Source organism: Amycolatopsis nalaikhensis (genome assembly GCF_030264295.1).
GTDB lineage: Bacteria > Actinomycetota > Actinomycetes > Mycobacteriales > Pseudonocardiaceae > Amycolatopsis > Amycolatopsis nalaikhensis.
Window position 1 is genome coordinate 323,829 of sequence record NZ_CP127173.1, and the last position, 22,670, is coordinate 346,498.

The 22,670-nt window shown below is 64.2% G+C and carries 20 protein-coding genes and 2 pseudogenes; 9 read left to right on the forward strand and 13 right to left on the reverse strand.

What is annotated here, in order from left to right:
• Nucleotides 1-73: 73 nt before the first annotated feature.
• From QP939_RS01655 to QP939_RS01680, 6 genes and pseudogenes are all read right to left on the reverse strand, one after another.
• Entirely contained in the window at nt 74-1,087 is a 1,014-nt protein-coding gene (locus QP939_RS01655; protein WP_285454695.1) for an ABC transporter permease, read from the reverse strand.
• Nucleotides 1,084-2,580 (reverse strand): sugar ABC transporter ATP-binding protein, encoded by a 1,497-nt coding sequence (locus QP939_RS01660; protein WP_285454696.1) that lies wholly within the window; start codon nt 2,578-2,580, stop codon nt 1,084-1,086. Before QP939_RS01660 ends, QP939_RS01655 begins: the two co-directional genes overlap by 4 nt.
• Complete coding sequence (locus QP939_RS01665) at nt 2,577-3,608, reverse strand: sugar ABC transporter substrate-binding protein (RefSeq protein WP_285459615.1); 1,032 nt, start codon at nt 3,606-3,608, stop codon at nt 2,577-2,579. The genes QP939_RS01660 and QP939_RS01665 overlap by 4 nt, the downstream gene beginning before the upstream one ends.
• Before the next feature lie 62 nt (nt 3,609-3,670).
• Nucleotides 3,671-4,417, reverse strand: a complete 747-nt coding sequence (locus QP939_RS01670; RefSeq protein WP_285454697.1) for an SDR family NAD(P)-dependent oxidoreductase — start codon at nt 4,415-4,417, stop codon at nt 3,671-3,673.
• Complete coding sequence (locus QP939_RS01675) at nt 4,410-5,714, reverse strand: enolase C-terminal domain-like protein (RefSeq protein WP_285454698.1); 1,305 nt, start codon at nt 5,712-5,714, stop codon at nt 4,410-4,412. Before QP939_RS01675 ends, QP939_RS01670 begins: the two co-directional genes overlap by 8 nt.
• Nucleotides 5,715-5,716: 2 nt before the next feature.
• A pseudogene (locus QP939_RS01680) lies at nt 5,717-6,569 on the reverse strand (fumarylacetoacetate hydrolase family protein).
• A 203-nt stretch (nt 6,570-6,772) separates the two neighbouring features.
• Here QP939_RS01680 and QP939_RS01685 point away from each other — a divergent pair.
• Complete coding sequence (locus QP939_RS01685) at nt 6,773-7,990, forward strand: multidrug effflux MFS transporter (protein WP_285454699.1); 1,218 nt, start codon at nt 6,773-6,775, stop codon at nt 7,988-7,990.
• 24 nt (nt 7,991-8,014) lie between these two features.
• Here QP939_RS01685 and QP939_RS01690 read toward each other — a convergent pair whose 3' ends face one another.
• Complete coding sequence (locus tag QP939_RS01690; protein ID WP_285454700.1) at nt 8,015-8,275, reverse strand: hypothetical protein; 261 nt, start codon at nt 8,273-8,275, stop codon at nt 8,015-8,017.
• A 55-nt stretch (nt 8,276-8,330) separates the two neighbouring features.
• Between QP939_RS01690 and QP939_RS01695 the strand changes: the two genes are divergently transcribed.
• Nucleotides 8,331-9,068 carry a MerR family transcriptional regulator gene (locus tag QP939_RS01695; protein ID WP_285454701.1) on the forward strand — a complete coding sequence of 246 codons (738 nt, stop codon included), beginning with the start codon at nt 8,331-8,333 and terminating at the stop codon, nt 9,066-9,068.
• Here the strand turns inward: QP939_RS01695 and QP939_RS01700 are convergent.
• A pseudogene (locus tag QP939_RS01700) lies at nt 9,037-9,285 on the reverse strand (oxidoreductase C-terminal domain-containing protein); the annotation flags it as partial. The gene QP939_RS01695 and the pseudogene QP939_RS01700 overlap by 32 nt on opposite strands.
• Nucleotides 9,286-9,345: 60 nt before the next feature.
• Between QP939_RS01700 and QP939_RS01705 the strand changes: the two are divergent.
• The 3 genes from QP939_RS01705 to QP939_RS01715 all read left to right on the forward strand — a co-directional run bounded on the left by QP939_RS01705 (nt 9,346) and on the right by QP939_RS01715 (nt 15,297).
• A complete protein-coding gene (locus tag QP939_RS01705) occupies nt 9,346-11,139 on the forward strand; it encodes a recombinase family protein (protein ID WP_285454703.1) in 1,794 nt (597 codons plus the stop codon).
• A gap of 494 nt (nt 11,140-11,633) precedes the next feature.
• A complete protein-coding gene (locus tag QP939_RS01710) occupies nt 11,634-12,215 on the forward strand; it encodes a hypothetical protein (protein WP_285454705.1) in 582 nt (193 codons plus the stop codon).
• Nucleotides 12,216-13,041: 826 nt separating this feature from the next.
• Nucleotides 13,042-15,297 (forward strand): phage/plasmid primase, P4 family, encoded by a 2,256-nt coding sequence (locus tag QP939_RS01715; protein ID WP_285454706.1) that lies wholly within the window; start codon nt 13,042-13,044, stop codon nt 15,295-15,297.
• 175 nt (nt 15,298-15,472) lie between these two features.
• Here the strand turns inward: QP939_RS01715 and QP939_RS01720 are convergent, their stop codons facing one another.
• Nucleotides 15,473-16,066, reverse strand: coding sequence for a hypothetical protein (locus QP939_RS01720; RefSeq protein ID WP_285454708.1), 594 nt, complete (start codon nt 16,064-16,066; stop codon nt 15,473-15,475).
• Between the two features lie 23 nt (nt 16,067-16,089).
• Entirely contained in the window at nt 16,090-16,761 is a 672-nt protein-coding gene (locus QP939_RS01725; protein WP_285454709.1) for a hypothetical protein, read from the reverse strand.
• 140 nt (nt 16,762-16,901) lie between these two features.
• Here QP939_RS01725 and QP939_RS51750 point away from each other — a divergent pair, with 140 nt between their 5' ends.
• Together QP939_RS51750 and QP939_RS01730 are read left to right on the forward strand one after the other, a co-directional pair.
• Nucleotides 16,902-17,249, forward strand: a complete 348-nt coding sequence (locus QP939_RS51750) for an HNH endonuclease (RefSeq protein WP_352250053.1) — start codon at nt 16,902-16,904, stop codon at nt 17,247-17,249.
• A gap of 1,070 nt (nt 17,250-18,319) precedes the next feature.
• On the forward strand, nt 18,320-19,201 hold the full coding sequence (locus tag QP939_RS01730) for a hypothetical protein (RefSeq protein WP_285454710.1): 882 nt from the start codon (nt 18,320-18,322) through the stop codon (nt 19,199-19,201).
• A gap of 245 nt (nt 19,202-19,446) precedes the next feature.
• On the opposite strand, the gene QP939_RS01735 is transcribed toward QP939_RS01730, so the two are convergent.
• Together QP939_RS01735 and QP939_RS01740 are read right to left on the reverse strand one after the other, a co-directional pair.
• Nucleotides 19,447-19,689 (reverse strand): hypothetical protein, encoded by a 243-nt coding sequence (locus QP939_RS01735; RefSeq protein WP_285454711.1) that lies wholly within the window; start codon nt 19,687-19,689, stop codon nt 19,447-19,449.
• A 68-nt stretch (nt 19,690-19,757) separates the two neighbouring features.
• Complete coding sequence (locus tag QP939_RS01740) at nt 19,758-19,898, reverse strand: hypothetical protein (RefSeq protein ID WP_285454712.1); 141 nt, start codon at nt 19,896-19,898, stop codon at nt 19,758-19,760.
• Between the two features lie 59 nt (nt 19,899-19,957).
• Here QP939_RS01740 and QP939_RS01745 point away from each other — a divergent pair, with 59 nt between their 5' ends.
• Nucleotides 19,958-20,992: an NsdA family TPR-like regulatory protein gene (locus QP939_RS01745; protein WP_285454713.1), complete on the forward strand. Its 1,035-nt coding sequence runs from the start codon at nt 19,958-19,960 to the stop codon at nt 20,990-20,992.
• Here the strand turns inward: QP939_RS01745 and QP939_RS01750 are convergent.
• A complete protein-coding gene (locus tag QP939_RS01750) occupies nt 20,989-22,236 on the reverse strand; it encodes an NAD(P)/FAD-dependent oxidoreductase (protein WP_285454714.1) in 1,248 nt (415 codons plus the stop codon). The genes QP939_RS01745 and QP939_RS01750 overlap by 4 nt on opposite strands.
• Nucleotides 22,237-22,440: 204 nt before the next feature.
• On the opposite strand from QP939_RS01750, the gene QP939_RS01755 reads away from it, so the two are divergent.
• Nucleotides 22,441-22,644, forward strand: a complete 204-nt coding sequence (locus tag QP939_RS01755) for a hypothetical protein (protein ID WP_285454715.1) — start codon at nt 22,441-22,443, stop codon at nt 22,642-22,644.
• Nucleotides 22,645-22,670 lie beyond the last annotated feature (26 nt).

A 22,670-nucleotide genomic window follows, 5' to 3' on the forward strand; every position in this document is an offset into this window, starting at 1 on the left:
TGTTCTAACACTGTTATTCACTCACGACCGGCCGCGCGGATACCGGACACGTCGGATGATCACCGGGTGGGGGTCAGGTCTGGGGCTTTCCGCCCGCGTACCGGGCGATGATCAGCGCGACCAGGATGATGACGCCGTAGATCGCGCCCTGCCACACCGCCGTGACGTGCGCGTAGTTCAGCAGGCTCGACACCGACGACAGCAGCAGGACGCCGGTGAGGGCGCCGACCAGCGTGCCCTTGCCGCCGTCGAGCGACACGCCGCCGATCACCGCCGCCGCGAAGACCTGCAGGATCATCCCCGACCCTTGGTTCGCGCCCAGCGCGCCGACGTACCCGGTGTAGGCGAGGCCGCCGATCGCCGCCAGGATCCCGGCGACGACGAACACCGCCCACGCGATCCGGTCGACGCGCACGCCCGCCGCCCGCGCGGCTTCGCGGTTGCCGCCGATCGCGTACAGCGCGCGGCCCGCGCGGTGGTAGCGCAGCACCCAGCCCGCGACCGCGAACAGCACCGCCGCCAGCCACACCGACATCGGCAGCCCGGCGAACGTCGTGGTCGCCAGGTTGGTGAACGAGTCGGGCAGGTCGAACAGCGTCTTGCCGTCGGTCGAGCCGACCTGCACGCCGCGCAGCACGGTGAGCATGGCCAGGGTGACGATGAAGGCGTTCAGCTTGAGCTTCACGATCAGGAAGCCGTTGACGAACCCGACGAGCGCGCCGCACAGCGGGATCACCAGCAGGCCGACCGCGGCCGGCAGCTCGAAGCCGAAGCCCGCCGACGCCGCCGGGATGACGACCATCGCGCCCAGCGCGGGCGCCAGGCCCATCGTCGATTCCAGCGAGAGGTCGAACTTGCCGGTGATCAGCACCAGCGACTCGCCGAGCACGACCAGCGACAGCGCGGCCGAGGCGGTCAGGATGCTGACGATGTTGCTCCAGCCGACGAAGCTGCCGTCGACCAGGCCGCCGATGAGGAACACCACGACCAGCGCGGGCAGCAGCGCAAGTTCCCGCAGCCAGCCCGCTTTCCGGCGCCGCGGTGGCGCGGGCAGCGCCGTCTTCGGATCGGTCATCACGTCGGTCACGACAGCTCGACTCCTTCGATGTCGGCCACGAGGTCGCCGTCGGACCACCCGGCCTGGTGTTCGGCGACGACGGCCCCGGCGCGCAGCACCAGGACGCGGTCGCTGAGGCGCAGGTCGTCGAGCTCGTCGCTGACGATCAGCACCGCCTTGCCCTCGGCGCGCACCCGGTCGACGACCGCGAGCAGCGCCTCCTTCGACTTCACGTCCACCCCGGCGGTCGGGTTGATCAGCACGACCACCCGCGGGTCGCTCAGCAGCGCCCGCGCCAGCACGACCTTCTGCTGGTTGCCGCCGGAGAGGTCGGACACGGGCTGGTCGGCGCCCGCGGCCACGATGTCGTAGTCCTTCAGCGCCTGCGACGCCTTCGCGTACCGCGTGCCCGGCGACGCGATCCCGCCGCGGCCCAGCTTGTCCAAAATGGACAGGGTGGCGTTGTCGGCGATCGAGTGCTCCAGGACCAGGCCTTCGTGGTGCCGGTCGCGCGGCACGCAGCCGATCCCCGCCTTCAGCGCCGCCGGGATGTCGCCCGGCCGCAACGGCGCGCCGTCGACGCGGATCGTGCCCGCCGACGGCGTCCGCAGCCCGTAGACCGTCTCCGCGACCTGGTGTTTCCCGCTGGCGTTACTGCCCGCGAGGCCCACGACTTCGCCGCGGCGGAGCCGGAAGGAGACGTCGTGGAAGCCGTCGCCGGACAGGCCGTCGACGCTCAGGATCTCCGCCGCGCCGTCGTCGAGCGCCTCGCGGGAGGCGGCGTCGCGGACGGACAGGCCGCCCGGCTCACCGGTCATCGCGTCGACCAGTTCCGCCCGGCCGACCTCCGCGACCGGCGCGGTGAGCACGTGCTTGGCGTCGCGCAGGACCGTCACGGCCTGGCAGACCTCGTACACCTCGTGCAGGTGGTGCGAGATGAACAGGAACGTCACCCCGCCCGCCTGCATCTGGCGCATCCGCTCGAAGAGCCGCTCGATGGCCTGGCTGTCGAGCTGCGCGGTCGGCTCGTCGAGGACGATGAACCGGGCGCCGTACGACAGCGCGCGGGCGATCTCGACGAACTGCCGGTCCTCCACCGACAGCTCGCCGGCCGGGGTGTCGACGTCGACGTGCACGTCCCACGAGTCGAGCAGCTCGCGGGCCTTGCGCCGCAACGACTTCCAGCCGATCGCGAAGCCGCCGCCCGCCTGCCGGTTGAGGAACAGGTTCTCCGCGACCGTCAGCTGCGGGACGACCATCGCGTGCTGGTACACGCAGGCGACGCGCGCCTTCCACTCGTCCTGTTTGGACAGCGGCGGGGCCGGTTCGCCGCCGAACTCGACGTGCCCGGTGTCCGTGGCGGACAGCCCGGTGAGGATGGAGACGAGCGTCGACTTGCCGGCCCCGTTGCGCCCGACGAGCGCGTGGGACTCGCCGGGCCGCACGGTCAGGCTGACGTCGTGCAGCGCCACGGTCGGGCCGTAGCGCTTGCCCACGCCGCGGGCGCTGACGACGGGGGTCACAGCTGGTTCCCCCAGAGGGCCTTGTCGTCCACGTTGGCCTTGGTGATGACCGGCGCGGGCAGCTGGTCCTCGAGGATGCCGGGGCTGACTTCGACGATGGTGCTGCCGTGGTCGGTCGGGCCGGGCTTGAACGTCTCGCCGGCCATGGCCTTCTTCAGCCAGTACAGGCCGTACTTCGCGTAGGCGTCGGCGGGCTGGGACACGGTGGCGTCCAGCTCGCCTGCGCGGATCGCGGCCAGCTCCTGCGGGATGCCGTCGTTGGACACGAGCACGACGTGCTTCGGGTCGCCGACCGGGAACGCCATGTTCTTGCGCTTGAGCGCCTGCTGGGTCGGGGCCAGGTAGACGCCGCCCGCCTGCATGTAGACGCCCTTGATGTCCGGGTTGGCCGTCAGCATGCTGTCCAGGCCGGAGGACGCCTTGTCGGCCTTCCACTCGGCCGGGATGTCGAGCACCTGGATGCCCGGGTACTTGGAGGCCATGCAGGACTTGAAGGCCTCCGAGCGGTCGCGGCCGTTGACCGAGGCCAGGTCGCCCTGGATCTGCACGACCTTGCCGGACTTGACCTTCTCGCCGATCGCGTCGCACGCCTTGGTGCCGTAGGCCTTGTTGTCGGCCCGGACCACCATCGCGACCTTGCCGCCTTCGGGGGCGACGTCGACCGCGACCACCGGCACGCCCTTGTTCTCGGCCTGCTTGAGCCCGGCGACGACGGCCGCGGAGTCCAGCGGCGTCACGACCAGGCCCTTGACGCCCTGGTTGAGGAAGGTGCCGATGTCGGTGATCAGCTTCGCCGGGTCGCTGTCCGCGTTGACCGTCGGGAGGACGTCGACGCCCTCCTCCTTGGCCATCTGCGGCACGTAGTTGTTGTAGGCCTGCCAGAACGGCGAGGTCAGCAGCGGGACCGTGGCCCCGATCTTGCCGCCCGCGCCACCACCGGCGGCCGGGGCCGCGGCGTTGTCCTTTGTGGACCCGCAGGCGCTCAGCACGAGGCCGCAGACGGCGGCCGTCGCGGCCACCTGGATCACCCTGCTTTTGAATGACACTGCGCGCACCGCATCCTCCTTGATGACAGCGGAAACGAAGTCTTCTAGTCGTGGTGGACGGGCCCGCGGGGGCGCAGGCCGTACATGCCGCCGTCGACCGCGAGCGCGGTGCCGGTGGTCGACGCGGAAAGCGGGCTGGCGAGGTAGGCGACGGCGTTCGCGACCTCGTCGGCGGTGACCAGGCGGCCCATCGGCTGGCGGGCCGCGAGGGCCGCGCGTTCGGCCGCCGGGTCGTCGGCCGCGTCGAGGAGCCGGCCCACCCACGGGGTGTCGGCCGTGCCCGGGCACACGCAGTTGACGCGGATGCGGTCGGGCAGGTGGTCGGTCGCCATGGCCAGGGTCAGCGAGAGCACCGCGCCCTTGCTGGCCGAGTAGAGCGCGCGGTTGGGCAGCCCGGCCCAGGCCGCGATGGAGCAGGTGTTGACGATCGCCGCGGACGGCGAGTTCTTCAGGTGCGGCAGCGCGGCGCGGGCGAGCCGGACCATGCCGACGACGTTGACGTCGAACACGCGGTGCCACTCGTCGTCGTCGTTGGCCGTGACGTCGCCCTGCGCGCCGATCCCCGCGTTGTTGACGAGGATGTCGAGGCGCCCGAAGCGTTCCATCACGGCGTCGATCGCCGCGCGGACCTCGTCGTCGGAGGAGACGTCACACCGGATGCCGTCGTCGCCGGGTTTCAGGTCGAGCGCCGCCACCTGCGCACCGCGTTCGGCCAGCAAGTCCGCGACGGCCTTGCCGATGCCCGAGGCGCCTCCGGTGACGGCGGCCACCAGGCCCTCGAATTCACTCACTTGCGGTCTCCGTCCACTCGGGACCGTCCGGGAAGCGGAACCGGCGCAGCGTGGCGTCGTGCATGCGCGCGGAGAACCCGGGTGCGGTCGGGGCGAGGTACCGGCCGCGCTCGACGACGGCCGGGTCGGTGAAGTGCTCGTGCAGGTGGTCGACCCACTCGATGGTGCGGTCGGTGTCGGTGCCGGACACGGCCACGAAGTCGAACATCGACAGGTGCCGTACGAGCTCGCAGAGCCCGACCCCGCCCGCGTGCGGGCACACCGGGACGCCGAACTTGGCCGCCAGCAACAGGATCGCGAGGTTCTCGTTGAACCCGCCGACGCGGGCGGCGTCCAGCTGCAGCACCGAAATCGCGTTCGCCTGCAGCAGCTGCTTGAACACCACGCGGTTCTGGACGTGCTCGCCGGTGGCGACCTTGATCGGGGCAAGCGCTTTCGCGATCGCCGCGTGGCCGAGGACGTCGTCCGGCGACGTCGGTTCCTCGATCCAGTACGGGTCGTACGGCGCCAGCGCGGTCATCCAGGTGACCGCGGCGGAGACGTCCCAGCGCTGGTTGGCGTCGACGGCGATCCGGATGTCCGGGCCGACGGTCTCGCGGGCCAGCTTCATCCGGCGGACGTCGTCCTCGAGGTTGCCGCCGACCTTCAGTTTGATCATCTCGAAGCCGTCCGCGACGGCCTGTTCGGCGAGCCGGACGAGCTTCGCGTCCGCGTAGCCGAGCCAGCCGGGGGACGTGCTGTAGGCCCGGTAGCCGCGGGCTTCGAGCTGCTTCGCGCGTTCGGCCCGGCCGGGCTCGGCGGCCCGCAGGATGTCGAGGGCTTCGGCTTCGGTGAGCGCGTCGGTCAGGTAGCGGAAGTCCACGAGCGACACGAGCTCTTCCGGCGTCATCCGGGAGGCGAACTGCCAGACGGGCAGGTTCGCGCGCCGCGCGGCGAGGTCCCACGCCGCGTTGACGATCGCCCCGACGGCCATGTGCGCGACGCCCTTTTCCGGGCCCAGCCAGCGGAACTGCGAGTCGCCGACGAGCGTGCGGGACAGGTCGCCGAGCGCGGCCGCGTCCTCCGGGACGTCCCGGCCGACGACGTGCGGGGCGAGCGCGCGGATCGCCGCCGCCTGGACGTCGTTGCCGCGGCCGATGGTGAACGCGAGGCCGTAGCCGTCCGGGCCGCCGTCGGTGTGCAGCACGACGTAGGCGGCCGAGTAGTCCGGGTCCGGGTTCATCGCGTCCGAGCCGTCGAGTTCCCGGGAGGTCGGGAACCGGACGTCGAGGACCTCCATGCCGATGATCTTCGCCATGGTCAGGCCTGCCTCGCGGTCTGGCGCTGCCGCCCGAGGCCGTCGATCTCGAGCTTCGATCACGTCGCCGTCGCGCAGGTACGGCTTCGGGTCGGGCTGGCCGAGCGCGACGCCTTCGGGGGTGCCGGTGTTGATCAGGTCGCCGGGCCGCAGCACCATCACCTGGCTCAGGTGGTGGACGATCTCGGCGACGCTGAAGATCATGTCCTTGGTCGACGAGTCCTGCTTCTTCTCGCCGTTGACCCACAGCCGCAGGCCGAGGTCCTGCGGGTCGGGCACCTCGCTCGCCGGCACGAGCGCCGGGCCGAGCGGGTTGAAGTTCTCGCAGGACTTGCCCTTGTCCCACTGGGCGGTGCGGAACTGCAGCGCGCGCTCGGAGACGTCGTTCGAGACGACGTACCCGGCGACGTACTCGAGGGCTTCCTCGACGCTCTCCAGGTAGCGCGCGGTCTTGCCGATGACGACGCCCAGCTCGACCTCCCAGTCGGTGCTGACCGACCCGCGCGGGATGAGGACGTCGTCGGCCGGGCCGACCACGACGTCCGGCGCCTTCATGAAGACGACGGGCTCGGTGGGCGGCGTCGCGCCGGTCTCCTCGGCGTGGCGGCGGTAGTTCATGCCGATGCAGACGACCTTGCCGGGCTGGGCGATCGGCGAGCCGACGCGCAGCGCCTCGACGTCGGCTTTCGGCAGTTCCCCGGCGGCGAGCGCGGCGGTGGCTCGCGCGATCCCGTCCGCGGCGAGGAAGCCGCCGTCGATGTCGGCGGTCAGCCCGCTCAGCTCGTAGGTCGTGCCGTCGCCGGCACGCACGAACGGACGCTCACTTCCCGGTTCCCCGAGGCGCAGAAGCTGCACGGATATCCCCTTCACCCACATCGACCAGACATCCGATGTATATCGCAGTCGCAGGCCTCGATCCAGAGCCAGCGGCGAATTGTCGGAAAATTGGTCGGATCAGTATCGGTTCACGCTCATTCGAGCACGGCGTGTCACCGATCACAGCCGGAATAGTCCCGCGGCCGGGGCCGCTGGTCGAGGTCAGGGACCGGAGGAGGCCGATGACCACCACGGCGGAACGTACCGCGCCCGGCCGGCGCGCGCAGCTGAAGTTCGTCCTGGTCCTGGGCGGTCTCACGGCGTTCGGGCCGCTGTCGATCGACATGTACCTGCCCGCGCTGCCCCGGATGGCGGGCGACCTCCACGCGGCGGACAGCACGGTCCAGCTGACGCTCAGCGTGTTCATCGTCGGGCTGGCCCTGGGTCAGCTCGTGCTGGGGCCGCTCTCGGACGCGTTCGGGCGCCGCCGCCCGCTGCTGGTGGGCCTGGTCCTGTACGTCGTGGGTTCGGTGCTGTGCGCGGTGAGCCCGGACGCGTGGCTGCTCGTCGCGGCGCGGTTCGTGCAGTCGCTCGGCGCGGCGGCGGGGGTCGTGATCGCGCGGGCGATCGTGCGGGACCTGTTCTCCGGCACCGCGATGACGAAGTTCTTCTCGACGCTGATGCTGGTGAGCGGGCTGGCCCCGATCCTGGCGCCGCTGATCGGCGGGCAGCTGCTGAACTGGACGTCGTGGCGCGGCGTGTTCGTGGTCCTGACGGCGTTCGGCGCGCTGCTGCTGGCCGTGGTGGCGTTCTTCCTGCCGGAGCCGTCGGATTCGCGGTCCCCGGCGCGGCTCGGCCAGGTGATGCGGACCTACGGGCGGCTGGCGCTCGACCGGTCGTTCGCGGGGTACGCGCTGGCGTCCGGGCTGCTGTTCGCGTCGATGTTCGCCTACATCTCGGGGTCGTCGTTCGCGCTGCAGGGCGTGTACGGGCTGAGTCCCCAGGCGTATAGCGTGGTGTTCGGCGCGAACGGCGTCGGCATCGTGCTGGCGGGCCAGCTCAACGGGCGGCTCGTCGGGCGGGTCCGGGAGCGCGTGCTGCTGCGGTCCGGCCTGCTGCTCGGCGTGGTCGGCGGGATTTCGGTGCTGGCCGCGGCGGTCTTCCACGCGCCGCTGGCGCTGCTGCTGGTGTCGTTGTTCCTGCTGGTGTCGAGCATCGGGCTGGTGATGCCGAACGCGAGTTCGCTGGCGCTGGCCTCGCACGCGCGGTCGGCGGGTTCGGCGTCGGCGTTGCTGGGGGTGCTGCAGTTCGTGGTGGGCGCGGCGGCGACCCCGCTGGTCGGCCTGGGCGGGCCGGGCACGGCGATCCCGATGGCGGCGACGATGGCGGGCTTCGCGCTGCTGGCCCTGTTGGCGTTCACGGCCCTGACCCGTCCGGCGCGAGTTGTCGTGAGTGTTTAGGGCGGTTCTAACCGCCCTAAACACTCACGAGGGAGACGACAGCAGGCGCTTGAGTTCGTCGGCCGCGCGCTCGTAGCCCGCGTCGGCGATTCGCTGCAGCTCCAGGAGGTCCGCGGCCGCCACCGCGCGGCGCGTCAGCAGCTCTCCGGCGTGTTCGGAACCTTCGTCGAGCAGCGCGCTCAGCTCGGCGATGTCGCCGTGGGCGTCGGCGAGGTCGGCCAGGCGGTCGAGGGCCGTCTCGTTGCCCGCGTCGGCGAGCGCGCGCAGGGTTTCGCGGTCGGTCATGCCCCCCATCGTGCGACCTTGCCCCTGGGGCAAGGTCAAGTGCGACGATGGGCGCGTGCTCACCATCGGACAGCTAGCCGGGTACGTCGGGGTGACGACCAAGGCGATCCGGGTGTACCACGCGAAGGGGCTGCTGCCCGAGCCCCCGCGTGACGCGTCGGGCTACCGCCGCTACAGCGCCGCCGACGCGGTCGAGCTGATCAAGATCCGCACGCTCGCCGAGGCGGGCGTCCCGCTGGCCCGCATCCGCGAACTCCGCGACGGCGACCGGGAAGCGTTGCGGCGGATCGAAGCGGACCTGTCCGCCCGCATCGACGGCTTGCTGGCCACCCGCGAGCGGCTCCGTCAGCTCGCGAGCGGCACCCTCTCCCCCTTGCCGCCGCCGGTGGTGGCCCATCTCGAGGAGCTGCCCGGCTGGGGGTTCAGCGAGCGTTGGGTGGCGCTGCAGAACGACCTGTGGACGCTGGTGTTCGCCACCCACCCGGAAACGGCTCTGGCGTCGTTCCACGACCAGGCGGCGATGCTGGCCGACCCGGAGCTGCGCGCGGTTTTCCTGGCCTACGACCGGCTGCACGACGTGCCACCGGACGACCCGCACGTGGATGCCTTGGCCGCGCGGATCGTCGCCGAGACCCGGGCGCGGTACGGCGCGGATTTGCCCGCGTACGAGCCGGATTCCGCGATCCCGGGGCTGGTGCAGGGCGCGGTCAACGCGTCGTCCCCCGCGTGGCGGCGGCTCGACGCGTTGATCCGCGAACGACTCAGGCCAGCGACGCCAGGTCCGCCGTCTTGAGCTGCTCCGCCGTCACCTTCGCGCGGCCGTCCACCAACGCTCCCAGCGCGTCGCCGTCGTCCCACATGTTCACGTTCATCGCCGCCGCCACTTCGCCGTCGCGCAGCCAGAACGCCGTGAACTCGCGGGACGCCAGGTCCCCGCGGACCACCAGCTCGTCGTTCGCCGGGTCCGCCAGGCCGCGGTACTCGCAGCCCAGGTCGTACTGGTCCTTGTAAGAACCGAACAGGGGTACGCTGACACAGGTGCTCTGAGCAGGCGAAACGAGGACTCGACCATGAACACGCTACCTGACGACGTCACGTCGGAGCGGACACGCGCGCTCGCGTACTACCGGATCTCAGATGACCCCAGCGAGAGCGGACGGAGCATCGAACGTCAGCAGGGCGAGGCGCACCAAACAGCCGTCCGTGAAGGCGTGACCATTGCGCCTACCGATGAGTTCCAGGACACCGACAGCGCGAGCATCTTCGGTATTGAGCGTGGCGTAGTTCGGGACGATTGGGACCGCATGATTGCGACCCTGAACCGCGAGGGTGCAACCATTCACATGGTCATCCTGTCGGAGATGAGTCGTGGCACTCGTGAACAGGTCGAGTACCAAAACCTGGCGCAGGCGTGCCGACGTCACAATGTTGTAATCAACGTAAAGGGCCGCAACTTCGACCCGGAAGACGCTGCGGACGATTTCCAATTGGGCTTGGAAGTACTCCTCGCTCAGCAAGAGGCGCGCCGCATCTCCAACCGTTCACGCAAGGGCATCGCAGGTTCCATCCGTAACGGACGCGCCCCCGCCGGACGCGTGCCGTTTGGCTTCTATCGTCCCCCGCGTGACCCTGGCGAGCCCGTCACTCAATACCCGCATGAGCGCAACGCCAAGGCCGTTGAGGCCGCAGCTAAAGCGATCGTTGCCGGAGACAAGAACCTCGGCGACATTGAGCGTGAGTGGAACGCGCTTGCCGCAGAGGATCGCAAGCAAGAGATGGTGAAGCTTGCTGAGCTTGCGAAGCTGAACAAGTGGAGCGAAACGGATCGCGAGTACACGCGGCGAGTCCGGGCGATCGAACGCCGCAACAAGTGGAACAGGCAGAGTGTCCGCAAAGCGTTGATGAACCCCGCACTCATTGGCAGGCGCAAGGTCGGCAAGGACACCGTGCAAGGCAACTGGGAGGGCATTCTCAGCGAAGAGCTCTACTACGCCCTGTACGCCACACTCACAGACTCCGAGCGTCGAACGTCTCCGGGACCGACAAGTAACACACTGCTTGCCGCCATTGGGGTGTGCGGCGTTTGCGGCGAGAGGCTGCGCACGAAGGACAAGTATTACACGTGCCGTAAGAGCAACTGTGTAATGAAGAGCCGCGATTGGTGCGACACCTTAGCCGTTGAAGCGTTGAACGCCCTACTGTGCGCCAAGATTCGTGACGAAATGTCGAGCGAGATTCGCGGCTACGATCCCGCAGTGACGAACGCCGAGGAGTTCGAGCGGGCACAAAAGGAACTGCAAGCAGCACGGGACACGATGACGGAGTTTCAAAGCGAGGCAGCGAAGAGCGGCCTTACCCCTGCCGCAGTCGTCGCCACATTGCGAGGTTACGAAGAGAACGTGGAGAGCGCACAGCGCAAAGTGGAAGCGTTGGCGAAGACACAGACTCGTGAAGCGGACCCCTTGACGGAACAGGTCAAGGCACGGATTGAAGCTTTGGAGTTGGCGCGTCTTGAGTTCGATACCGAACGCCGTGACATGACACCGCTCGTCGTCACGATGACATTTCACGATCACATCGTCGAGACGGCACGGGAGATGCTCGAATCCGCCGAGCTTCCGACACGGCGCAGGTGGTTGAAAGATGGGTTCACCATCACGCTGAACCGCACGCCTTCAAATAAGCGAGTGGACGTCATGAACCCTGCGACTTTGCAGATCATTCCGCGTACGGGTTGGGATGCCATTGGGGACTCCTACCGGCCGTGGTGGACCAAGCCCGGGAACGCAGGAACCGTGAACGGTGTTGTTGTGAGGATCTCCGGCGAGGCACCCAAGCCCAACCGCCCGAAGCGCGACGCCTGAGACTTGACGTAGAGCCCCGCTGAGAGCACGTGTCGGCGGGGCTCTGTCGTGCCCGTAGGACAGTCGGACATCGCCGCCTGACACTCGGTACGGGTTACGACCGGAACGCCCCTCACGCGGCCCGTGAGACGTGCTTCGCAAGATCACCCCACGCCGTTTGTACGGACTGGGATCGGCGATACGTAGACAGGCAACGCATCAGCATATGTGACGCAGTTCACATTTACGGCATCGTCCCACGTCACGGCGATGCATCAGCGTTCGACCATATTTCCCAATCGGCATACTCCCAGCTCATATTTCCATGCATGTACATACATCGTCCGGCAATGGAGTCTCTGATCACCGGCAGGCCAACGGGCAACGGTACGTGACACAGCGAACACACGTGGTTCCCTGGCGCTCACCAGGCTCCGTGACCTTCCCGTAAATGACAAGTAAGAGGTGACGGCGCTCCACGGAAGGGAGCAGAGACAGGAAGGGAGCACACGAACATGAGCATGGAACCGAGCCCCGTGTTGTCGGCACGGGCACGCGCTGAGCGCATCAAACTGAGCCTCAGCACGGCTTACGAAGAGCTTGCGCAGGCGTTCGCGGAAGAGGATTGGCGCACGCTCGGATACGCGTCGTGGGACGAGTACAGGGAGCAGGAGTTCGGCGACGTCCTGACGAAGATCCGAGACGTCCACACGCGAACCGCAGTGCATCGCGCTCTCAGTGATGCGGGCATGTCACAGCGGCAGATTGCGCGGAGCACGGGCAGCAGTCAGAGCACCGTAAGCCGTGACCTTCACGATGACGGGGATGATTCATGTGAATCACTTCCCGAGGGCATCGCGGACGAAGTGCGGCATTACGAAGAGACGACGCGGGAACGCACGTTCATCATCGAAATGCAACAGGTCCGGAGCTCGGCGCACAGCGTCCGGGTTTCCCTCGGCCGCGCCATTGAGGCGATGAACGATGAGGGCATTCCCGTCATCACCACGGAGTACTTGAACGAAGCGATTACAGCGCTTGAAGACGTGACCGCCGTTCTTGAGCGGTTGCGGGTAATGCGTGAGGTGATGGCATGACTGAGCGCATCGTGAACCGAGACGATAAAGGACGGCAGCGTTGGCGCAAGCCCCCGAGAGAGTGTCCGCGTGCGGAACGTGGTTCGTGAATGGAACCACGGCGCGGAATCGTGCCTGATCACGGGCCAAAGTTCGGCACACCAAACAATTTGTACCCGGACATGTAGTTTATCTATGTCACCAGACACCCTGCCTGACACACGGCAGGGTTCATTTTTACCAATCGAGTGTCACCCAACACAGAATCGAGAAGACATGAACAACTTTGCCTGCGGACATCCCAAGTCCCCGGACAACTTGCGCAGGAATGGAGCGAGCCGCACACGCTGCAAGACCTGCCACGACGAATCCATGCGACGAAGTCGTGAAGCTTCGAGGAACCGCACCCGCGAACTTGAATCCGAGATCCTACGACTACGTGAAGCCCTACAACACTGCCTGACCGGTAGGCACGCATGATCACACTATTAGGGCTTTGCTTCGTATTGCTGTACCTCGTTGAAGTGAAGCGCAGGAACACGAACACATTCTGCAATTCCTTGAGGCCGATGCCGGCCGAAGATACACAAATTGAGACACGAGCATAGACATGAATCCCTACGAGACATATCGAACGTACGACGCGTACGGACAGAGCGGCACTACCGATGACGAACACACCGTATGCGAGGACTGTGAAGACGATGAATGAGACGGCTCAAACCATGAACACAAGAGGGCCGTTGTCACGCGGTACGAATACCAAGTGACAACGGCCCTTTACGAGACACGAACAACGACACGCGCACGGACTGACTCCGCGCACTTTCATAGAGAGACTATATCAATGACTACAACCGCGACAGATCGCACGACGTTCCTTGACTTCAGCGACGCCCACGCGTGGGCAATGTTCCCCATCAACGGACAGGTACGGCCAAAGGAGTGGCAGAACACAAAGCACGGCGACTACGAGCATGAGCGACTATCTCAGGCGAGCGGAGTGGGTGTTGTGCTCGACCACTCCGGGCTCGCCGTCATCGACATTGACCCGCAGAACGGCGGGAGTATTGAAGCCGTTGAGGAACGTTTCGGGCACTTACCTCACACGTTCACTGTCGCAACTCCCAGCGGCGGGACGCATTTGTACTTCACATTGCCTGCCGGGGTCGAGCCCTTGGCAAAGGTGATCGGTAAGCTTGTGCCGGGCGTTGACTTCCTCTCGAAGGGTTGTTACGTGGCGGCGCCGACGACCGTTCGTGAAGCCGAAGGAAAGAAGCCTGCGGGTGCATACGATGTCATTTATGACGTCGAACCCGTCGAACTGCCTGCTGCTGTTCTTGCCGCTTGGGTTGGAGTCACGGCCGCCAAGAATATGGTTCCTACCGCGAGCGTTCTTGCCGAGACGCACCCTTCGCGCTACGCAGACGTTCAGCGCTGGCATCGCGAGAACGTTGGAGCGGCAGCAATGGCAAGTGAAGGCGAACGCGATGACACAGCAACACGCATGATCTTCGCGAGCGTTTCACTTTCTCTCGGCGTTCCTGATCACGTCCTCTCCGTGCAGGACATCAAAAGGGACTTCGCAGCAATCGATGGGTTCGCGGTCAAGGATCTGAGCGGCAAGATTGACCGTGCGTTGAACACCGTGCAGCCACGCACATACGGTGAACGTATCGTAATCAATGATCGCGTGAACCTCGACTACGCACCTTCGCGAGATCACCTCTCAACGCCAGAGGCACGAAGCGATGCCGCCCAAATCGACCGCTTGACGAACATGCTTGACGGACAGGTGATTCACACTGCCGCAGGATGGTTCGTCTGGAACGGCACGTTTTGGGAGTCCGTCGAATCGATCACGTGGGTACTCAAGGAAGCGTGCAAGCTGTCATGGTCGGATCTGCGCCTGATCAGTGAGCCTTCAAAGGATCAAGTGGGTACGGTCAACCACTGGAACCGCCCAGCATTTTGGGCTGCGGCGGAAACTGCGCTCCAAGAAGAACCCCGTTTGAAGCGCAAGATGAGCGAGCTTGATTCCCACGCTCACCTCCTGAATGCCCGCAATGGAACCATCGACCTGCGCACGGGCGTCCTATTGCCACACCGCCCAGACGACTACCTTACTCGAATCGTAGACACTGAATACGACCCTGATGCGCAGTTCTCACGCTGGGACCTGTTCCTAAGGGAGATCTTCCCGAACGATCCCGAGATGGCTGCTTACTTACAGCGCTTCCTCGGGTATGCGATCACGGGTGAAACGTCTGTGCATGTCTATCCCGTGTGGGCGGGCGTGGGACGCAACGGCAAGAGCGTGCTCGTAGACGCCGTGAAGGCCGTACTCGGCCGGTACATGGTCAACGTGCGCACTCAGGCACTCGAACAGGGTGGGAACGCTCAGGAGACGGAGATCTCCCGCCTGCGTGGCGTTCGTGTCGCTTTGCTTAGTGAGACAAATCAGGGTATGCGTGTCGACGAAGCAGAGTTGAAGAAGTGGACCGGTGACACCACTCTCGTCGGGCGCGAGCTGTACGGCAAGGCTTTTGAGTACGAAAGGCAGTTCCAAATCATTCAGGTCACCAACCACGAGCCACGTTTCATGTCACAGGGCTTGGCGTTGTGGGAACGTGTGCGATTGGTGCGCTTCAACCGTGTGTTCCGAGCGCATGAGCAGGACAAGACGCTGCCTATTGTGTTGCAGTCGGACGCAGCACGAAAGGCAATTCTCGCTTGGATGGTTTCGGGCTCCGTCGACTTCTACAGGGACCGCGCGTTGATCAGCCTCCCGGGGATCGAGGACTCTACAGGCGAATATAAGGCCGACCAGAACCCGTTGGACGACTTCCTACAGAGCGACCTCGTGGGGATCGAAGACGGGGCATGGAGTTCAGGCCCTGCGTTGTACGCGGCATACAAGCGCCTTTGTGACTCGCGAGAGATGAGCGGTGAGGCCGTGAAGCGTAATACGTTCTATGACCTGTTGGTTGAGAACGGTTTTGAGAAGAAGCGCCACAAGACCCAGGGACGCGGATTCGTCGGCATCAGCGTCAATCTGGACGGTGGCGGTTCGAGCGCGATGCGTGACACGGAGCAGTTCTGACGGAGCGTTGGTGACGCTTTTTGGCATCGGTGACGCTTTTTGACCCCTCTCAGCAAAAGTATCCATAGAGTTCACTCTTAGGGACTTTTCCCAGGAGGGGTCAAAAAGCGTCACCAGAGAGAAAAAGCGTCACCAGCCCGCCGGCCTCCCGCTGCTCCCTCCTGCCGATACGTGATTAATCAAGAACTCCCAGGTCCGCGCGCACAGCTTTCGCCACCTCTGCATAGAGAGCCCGGACAGGTTCGTAGGCGTCAAGCACATCAAACGGTTGCCGGTCCCCGGCTAGGCGTGCCTCCCCCACTGCTTCCCCGAAGTGTTCAATACGGTTCATCAACCGGTCGGCCAAGTTCTGCACACGTTCACTGCCTAACGCACGACATGCGAGCGTGACGCTTTGGAAGCGCTCAATCTTCTCCCAGTCTTCGCTGGGCATTCCACGCGCCCCGCTCAACTCAATGGTGCGCGTCAACTTAAACATGACATATGAGCATTCAACAAGCTCTAGGTACGCTTTTTGCCTCGCTTCGTGTACAAGCTTACGTTGTTCTATCTCGCGTTGCGCACTCATCTGCTCAGCAAACTGCTCTCGCTGCGTATTTAACTGCTTCTCAAATTGAGAGCGCGTGTTGTGGAGATCGGCGTTCGACCTTCGGCTAGCATAATGATTAGTAATCCAAGCCGTCGTAAGACCGGTGATCAGCGCGGTAACAGCCGTGATCCCAGCGACGACAGCAGTGAACCACCATGGCCCAGCGCTCGCGTTGTTCATCTGAAGATCGTATCGCACGGGCATCAAACATCGCCTGCCTGTTTGGCGGCCTTAAACATCGCTTCCTTGTCGTCAGCAGTATTCCCGGGCGGCAACTCCTCGTCTTCCTGGCTACGATCAATACCCAGGTCACGCGACATCAAAACGATGCACGTTCCATGATCATGCGTCAGGTACTTCACAATCTTGTCGAAGTCCATCTCAGACCAACGGTTTGCTGAGTGCAGTCTTTCCATAAGTTCTGCGACGGTGTAGGTATCCCGCTTGATACGCTGAATGATTTGAACAACATCTGTTGAAGCTGTAATTAAGGCTGTGTAGATCACAGCACCTAAGTCACGTCCGATATCCTTTAAATCTGCAATCCGTTCGGAGATAGAGTCTTTGGTCTCGTCCGGAATGTAGCTGACTTGCAGAACGCGTACATAGGCGCTCTCAATTTGCGAGTACAGAGTCGATATTTCGTCAAGCAACTTCGTAACTTCCGAGTAGAGCGCAACTCGACGATCGTAGAGCAGCTTTATTCGTTCATCTTCTCGGCGGCTACCGAGGTCAGCTTCAAGGCGTTTCCTAGCCTCCCTATTCGTGATCCAGGCGGTGACAAAGCTACCGATGAGAGCAGCACCGGCAGTGATTGCAGCGACTACGGCCGTGAAGTACCACGGCGCAGTATCTACAGCGGGCGCATTGTTCATTCAGGCATCGTACATCACCACATTTCACTACCCCGAGGCCGGCATCCTATTCACAAAATTCGAGTACGGCCCCTAAATGTAGTCTCCTATTAACATCGATACCCGGGTACCGAACATATCCTCATGAAAGGGGGCAAGCCATGTCAGACGCCGTTGAAGAGTGGCGCTCTATCCCGGAGTTCCCCCACTATGAGGTAAGCAACATGGGCCGTGTACGTCGCTACGGTTCGGCGATCACAGCCGCTGTATTCAAGAACCCACGCGACAGGCGTCCTTGGGTAAGGGTCACGCTCTATAAGGACCGCGTGCCGACACAGCGAGCGGTTCACGTTCTTGTCGCCAACGCCTTCCTTGGAGAGCGCCCTAAGGGAACGTCAGTTCAGTTCAAGAACGGCGATAGCACGGATGCCCGCTTGGAGAACCTTTACTACGGTCGCGCCAATTACGATATGTACATCGCTACCTCAAAGCGTGGACGTATCAAGTAACGCGACTCAAAGGGGTAGGGGATATGTGAGAGTGCCCGGCGCACACTACGCATCTCAGCCCCCAACATCGCAGACTCACGGGCACATGAATACGCGCCATTGCGTACGGAGCAGATACGTACTCATAGGCCACTGCTCATTGTGCCCGTGTCCCGCTCCCTCCCACCGTGCACATGTCGGGCACAACAGCACACGTGAGGAATAGCAGTAAGTGCACACGAGAATGTGAGTGAGAATAGAGACAGCGCGTCAGGTACACGCTGCCTATTGCATGGTCACATCAGCATGGCACATGTGCAGAATAGCAATTCGCATTTCTGCTTTTCGCTTCGCTTTTGCAGTTTTGCAGCGTGCAGGACACGCAGGAATTGCACGTCACCTCGGAGAAACACCCAGGGGGGATTACCCCACGGGGGTGCCTCCTACTCGGCCCGTATAGCGGGAGCCTCATTTTGTACGGTTTTGAATTAGATTTCGCCACAGGATCGGAACTGGATTTTGCAATGTCGGGCACAAGTCATTGGGCACACGAAACGTCCTGCGTGAATGGGCATGAATTCACGGAAGATAACACGCTCCGCGACTCTCGTTATTATCGCCATTGCCGCACGTGCAAGCGTGAGCGGATGCGCGCATATCGCGCTAAGCCCAAGAATGGAGATAAGTAATGGCGGCGTGCGAACTGAAGACCGATAAGTGCACCTCAGCGGCCGTCCGGGTTGTACAGGTTCGAGGTCGAGCATTGAACGCTTGCCCTCCGTGTTCTCGCATCGCTTGGCTTTCCGAATATCGCTCTCAGTGGGACAAGGGCGTTGCGTTCGATCGTGGAGCGCCCGTAGACGGCTGGCAATGGGCGTTGGACACCGTTCCTCCACCTTGGATTCGCGATGATTTGGACCCGCGAACCGAAGAGGAAAAGGCGCGATCACGCAAGCGTCGTGGCTTGTGACAAGCATTCGGGCACCAGTACCCCTTTCGCCTACGAACTCGAACTACGAACTTCCTACGAAAATATATGAGACCTCGAAAAGGTCATTTCACGAAGCACACGACACAACAAAGGACACATAATGGCTATCGACCTTTCCAATCTTACAGGCCAGAGCATTAGCAACAACATCCGCACCATCATTTCACAGGCTCAGGCGCTGGGATTCAAGCTCCCCGCTACCGTGCAGGCTAAGCTAAACCGCGACAAGTACCTGAATGATTTGGTGGAGGAGATCACGCAGGCTGAGATTGAGGCTGCGACACCGGAAGATGTTCCGGCCCTTGTCGAGCGTATCGCGCGCAACTCTGCGTTCCAGAACCCAACCGCACAGGATGCGCTAGGAAAGCTACGCAGGAACTTCGATCAGGATCTACAGAACACGCTACGCGGCTCCGCTGAGGAGTTGTACGACGCCGTAGCCAAGAAGGTGAACAAGGAGTTCAGCGTCATCTCTACGGATGCGTGCGCGGTTCCTTATGCGTTCGCTGCGAACCCCGCTCTGTGGGAGCGTCAGGGTCGTGAAACGATCGACGCGTACAAGCGCCTGCGTATCTCCCTTCCGGCCGTCGCACCTCTTGTGAACCTGTTGAATCTGATCGCTATCACCTTCTTCCCTGCACTCCCTGCGGATAAGTGGGAGTTGGCCGCGATCGCCAATCTTCAGCCGTTCTACAACTTCACGGGACAGACGTCTCCGAAGTTGGCTCAGTTGAAGTTGCCCGCTAATGCGCCTCTTGTGTCGCTTGAAATGGTGACGTATCTAGCGGAGCGAGACATCTTCCTCGGCGCTCAGTCGCTACAGGAGAGGCACGCTACGGAGTCGGCGTTGATCGCACAGGCTTCGGGTTGGGTTCAGTTGAGCGGAGGTAAGTGGGTTACGTCCGAAGAGGCCGCAGGTTACCCGCAGAGCACCCAGGGGCTTGCAATTGCTCACTTCAACGAGAACGCCGTTCAGTTGTAATGATGGCGTTGAAGCTTTCGCCCTGCGTCCGCACCTCCGCGAAAGGGCTTGAGCGCTCACCCGCCGTTGGCGGGTCCTCTTCCATCCATCCTGCCCGCCAACGTTTACGTTCTCGTTCCTGTTGCCCTCTCCCTTCCGGCAGGAACGGGACCACCTACCAAATAGCAAAGAGCCCGTCCTATCTGCTCCATAGGACGGGCTCTTTGCATTTCCATCAATCTTCGGCCGGCGTGGGGCTAGTGGAATTACGGGATAGCACCGGACATACGGAACGTTCCTTGATCTCCCATCCGTTGAAAGCCGTTCTCGATTTGGCGTTGTTCGGGAACGTCGTCACCTTCGCTCGGCGTGTTCTGTAGACACGGAAAGCAGGGCATCCCAGCAATTCCCATGAGAACGTCACACTGTTCGAGAACGAGGGTTTCGCCGCACAGCGTTTCCACGTTCCCATCCTGCATGATTTCGACGGCTTCGTTGAACGTCCGCATCAGGACCAGGTGAACGACCCGCTTGCTTTCGGGCGCGGTTCCAGGGGCAAGCCGGATACGAACAAGTGTCATCGGCCCTGCCTCTTTTCCTTGCGTGACCGAATTGCGCCGACGATGAGGACCGCAGTGGGGAGAGCAAACATGCCGAACAACACGATCACGATGCTCACTTCGTGGGGAAGTTTGATCATGACATCAAGCGTCGTCACGTAGTGACGCTGTGTGCAGGGAAGACGTGGGGGAAGTTCAGGGAAGGTAGGATGAGGGTGTGCCGAGCAGCGGAAACGATCGCCTGCGCCTTGCCCGTGAGGCCATGCCGTCGCGCCTGCACCCGGGCACTCAGATGGGCCGTGACGAACTCGCCGCACTTGTCCGTGAGTGGGTGACTGCGAACGATCCTCAGGGCCGTCTCTCAGCGTTCGACAGCAATCACCTTGGAAAATTGGAACGTGGCATCGTCCGCCGTCCCTCCCCCATCATCCGCGCGGCCCTGTGCGCGATCCTCGACGCCTCAGAGCGTGACTTAGGGTTCGTGGCCGACAGGGACGCTGAGCGCGTCTCTCAGGCGCTCTCAGGGCGCGTCCACACCGACCGCAAGGCGCTTACTGCCATCGGTGATGTGCTGGCCAGTGTGAGGCGCTTGGAAGATGCCACGAGTGCGGCCGACGTGATCTCGACTGTGCAGGCTCAGCGTTCGATGGTCTCGCGTCTCGCCGAGAACTCACGCGGAGATGTGCGCAACGAAGCCGTAGGGCTTCTCTCGGAGCTTGAGCAGTACCTAGGTTGGTTGAGCATCCCGCTTGAGCGCTGGGACGACTCGCGCAAGCACCTTGACCGCGCCTCTGTGCTTGCCCTTGAAGCTGACGACCCCGAACGCCTCGCAATGGCGCTGTCATTCAACGCGTATCGCAACCTGCGCCGTAACAACCTGCGTAGCGCGGAAGCGTTGAACGCTGCGGCCGGGCGCGATGACCGCGTGAACATCGGACTTCGCACATATACGGAGTTTCAGCGTGCGGAAGTGTTGGCACGTGACGGCTTGAAGAGCGAAGCTGTGCGGGCGCTCAACGACGCCGACAAGCTTGTGAACCAACTCCCCGATGACAGCGACGAACTTCCCGCGTCCGCCTATTGGTACGTCCCTTCGTTCTTCCACGGTCAACGGGCGTTCGTCCTACACGCTCTCGGCGACGACAAGGAAGCTGCCCGGACGGCGCGTGAAGCTATCGCAGCCATGCCTGCCTCTTGGCGTGAGAGTGAGTGGGCGTCGCGCAGGCTCGAACTCACGAAGCTGGACGCTTAGCCAATGTCGGCAAGGTTGCCTGTCTTGAGTTGGTCGTCAGTGACCTTGAGACGTTCGTCAACGAGACGTGCGAGTGCATCCCCATCGTCCCACTGATTGACGTTCATGGCCGCACTGACTTCGTTCTCGGGCGTCACCCAAAACGCCGTGAAGTCGTAAGCCTTAAGGTCACCACGCACCACCAGGCGGTCACGGTCCAGGTCGGCGAGTCCACGGTACTCACACCCGATGTGCGGCCCCTCCGTGTTCTCGTCATACTGGTCGGTGAAGAAGTACGGCGACGCCAGGAAGGGTTCGTTCTCCCCCAGCAGGTTCTGCGCCACGTGCGCGCCCTGGTCCTTCGCGTTCGCCCAGTGCTCCACGCGGATGCGACGCCCGTAGCGCGGGTGGAAGTGGGCCGCGATGTCGCCCACCGCGTACACGTCCGGGGCCGCCGTGCGCAGGCCCGCGTCCACGCACACCCCGCCGTCGTCGGCCAGCTCCAGGCCCGCCGCGTGCGCCAGCTCCACCCGGGGTGCCGCGCCCACCGCGATCAGCACCACGTCCGCCGTCAGCTCTTCGCCGCCGCTCAAGCGGACCCCGCGGACGCCGTCCGGGCCGCCGGTGATCTCCGCGACCTGCTCGCCCAGGCGGTAGTGCACGCCGTTCGACGTGTGCAGGTCGCGGAACACGCCGCCGACCGTCTCGCCGACCACGTTCGCCAGCGGGACCGGCACCGGGTCCACCACCGTCACGTCCGCGTTGTGCGTGCGGGCCGCGGCGGCCGCCTCGGAGCCGATCCAGCCCGCGCCGACGATCACCACGCGCTCGGCTTCGGCGAACGCCGACCGCAGCTTGAGCGAGTCGTCGAGGCTGCGCAGCGTGTACAGGCCCGGCAGGTCGCCGCCCGGCACCGGGAGCGTCCGCGGCCGGGAGCCGGTCGCCAGCACCAGGCGGTCGTAGCGGTGCTCGCCGCCCGCGTCGTCCAGCACCAGGCGCGCACCGAGCTCCACCCGGGTCGCCGTGACGCCGGGGGTGAACCGGATGTCGTGCTCGGCGTAGTACTTCTCCTCGTGCACCCAGTCGGGCTCGTCGGTGTTGCCGAGAAGCACGCCCTTCGACAACGGCGGCAGCTCGTACGGACGGTGCGGATCGGCGCCCATCAGCAGGACTTCCCCGGTGTAACCGCGCTCGCGCAACGCGGCCGCGGCGGACGCCCCGCCGAGGCCGGCACCGACGATGACGATCTTCCGCGGCTCCGACATCAGTGACCTCCCACGTCGACTCTGGCGCGGACGCTACTCCCGAACCGGCCGGGACACGACCGGGGGATACGCGGGAAATCCGCGAAGCGCAAGAGAAAACCCGCGAGTAGGCAGATCGGGTGAACCGGCGTCATAGCCGGTCCGCGGCCTCCGTCCCACCCCCGCACGAAGACGACCACGACGAGGAAAACGGAGGCGGCGACCATGAGTCGGGGCGAATGGTCGGTCGGCTGCCGGGATCTGGCCGGCAGGCGAAGGGACGTGACGGTGTTCGTCAGCAACGACAAGGTGGTGCTGGTCGCGCCGCCGGGCGAGGCGGCCGTCCTGGGCCCGCTCGACGTCGGACGGCTGCGCGCCGCCCTGCGCGACGCCGTCGTCGCGACGGCCGAAGAGACCGCCGAAACCTGACAACTACCGTTCCTACTTTCCAGTAG

What these genes read in the sequence shown, in the direction of transcription:
- QP939_RS01675 (WP_285454698.1), bottom strand. Translation starts at nt 5,714, where the DNA reads ATGGCGAAGATCATCGGCATGGAGGTCCTCGACGTCCGGTTCCCGACC.
- QP939_RS01685 (WP_285454699.1), top strand. Translation starts at nt 6,773, where the DNA reads ATGACCACCACGGCGGAACGTACCGCGCCCGGCCGGCGCGCGCAGCTG.
- QP939_RS01690 (WP_285454700.1), bottom strand. Translation starts at nt 8,275, where the DNA reads ATGACCGACCGCGAAACCCTGCGCGCGCTCGCCGACGCGGGCAACGAG.
- QP939_RS01705 (WP_285454703.1), top strand. Translation starts at nt 9,346, where the DNA reads ATGAACACGCTACCTGACGACGTCACGTCGGAGCGGACACGCGCGCTC.
- QP939_RS01710 (WP_285454705.1), top strand. Translation starts at nt 11,634, where the DNA reads ATGAGCATGGAACCGAGCCCCGTGTTGTCGGCACGGGCACGCGCTGAG.
- QP939_RS01715 (WP_285454706.1), top strand. Translation starts at nt 13,042, where the DNA reads ATGACTACAACCGCGACAGATCGCACGACGTTCCTTGACTTCAGCGAC.
- QP939_RS01720 (WP_285454708.1), bottom strand. Translation starts at nt 16,066, where the DNA reads ATGAACAACGCGAGCGCTGGGCCATGGTGGTTCACTGCTGTCGTCGCT.
- QP939_RS01725 (WP_285454709.1), bottom strand. Translation starts at nt 16,761, where the DNA reads ATGAACAATGCGCCCGCTGTAGATACTGCGCCGTGGTACTTCACGGCC.
- QP939_RS51750 (WP_352250053.1), top strand. Translation starts at nt 16,902, where the DNA reads ATGTCAGACGCCGTTGAAGAGTGGCGCTCTATCCCGGAGTTCCCCCAC.
- QP939_RS01730 (WP_285454710.1), top strand. Translation starts at nt 18,320, where the DNA reads ATGGCTATCGACCTTTCCAATCTTACAGGCCAGAGCATTAGCAACAAC.
- QP939_RS01735 (WP_285454711.1), bottom strand. Translation starts at nt 19,689, where the DNA reads ATGCGGACGTTCAACGAAGCCGTCGAAATCATGCAGGATGGGAACGTG.
- QP939_RS01750 (WP_285454714.1), bottom strand. Translation starts at nt 22,236, where the DNA reads ATGTCGGAGCCGCGGAAGATCGTCATCGTCGGTGCCGGCCTCGGCGGG.
- QP939_RS01755 (WP_285454715.1), top strand. Translation starts at nt 22,441, where the DNA reads ATGAGTCGGGGCGAATGGTCGGTCGGCTGCCGGGATCTGGCCGGCAGG.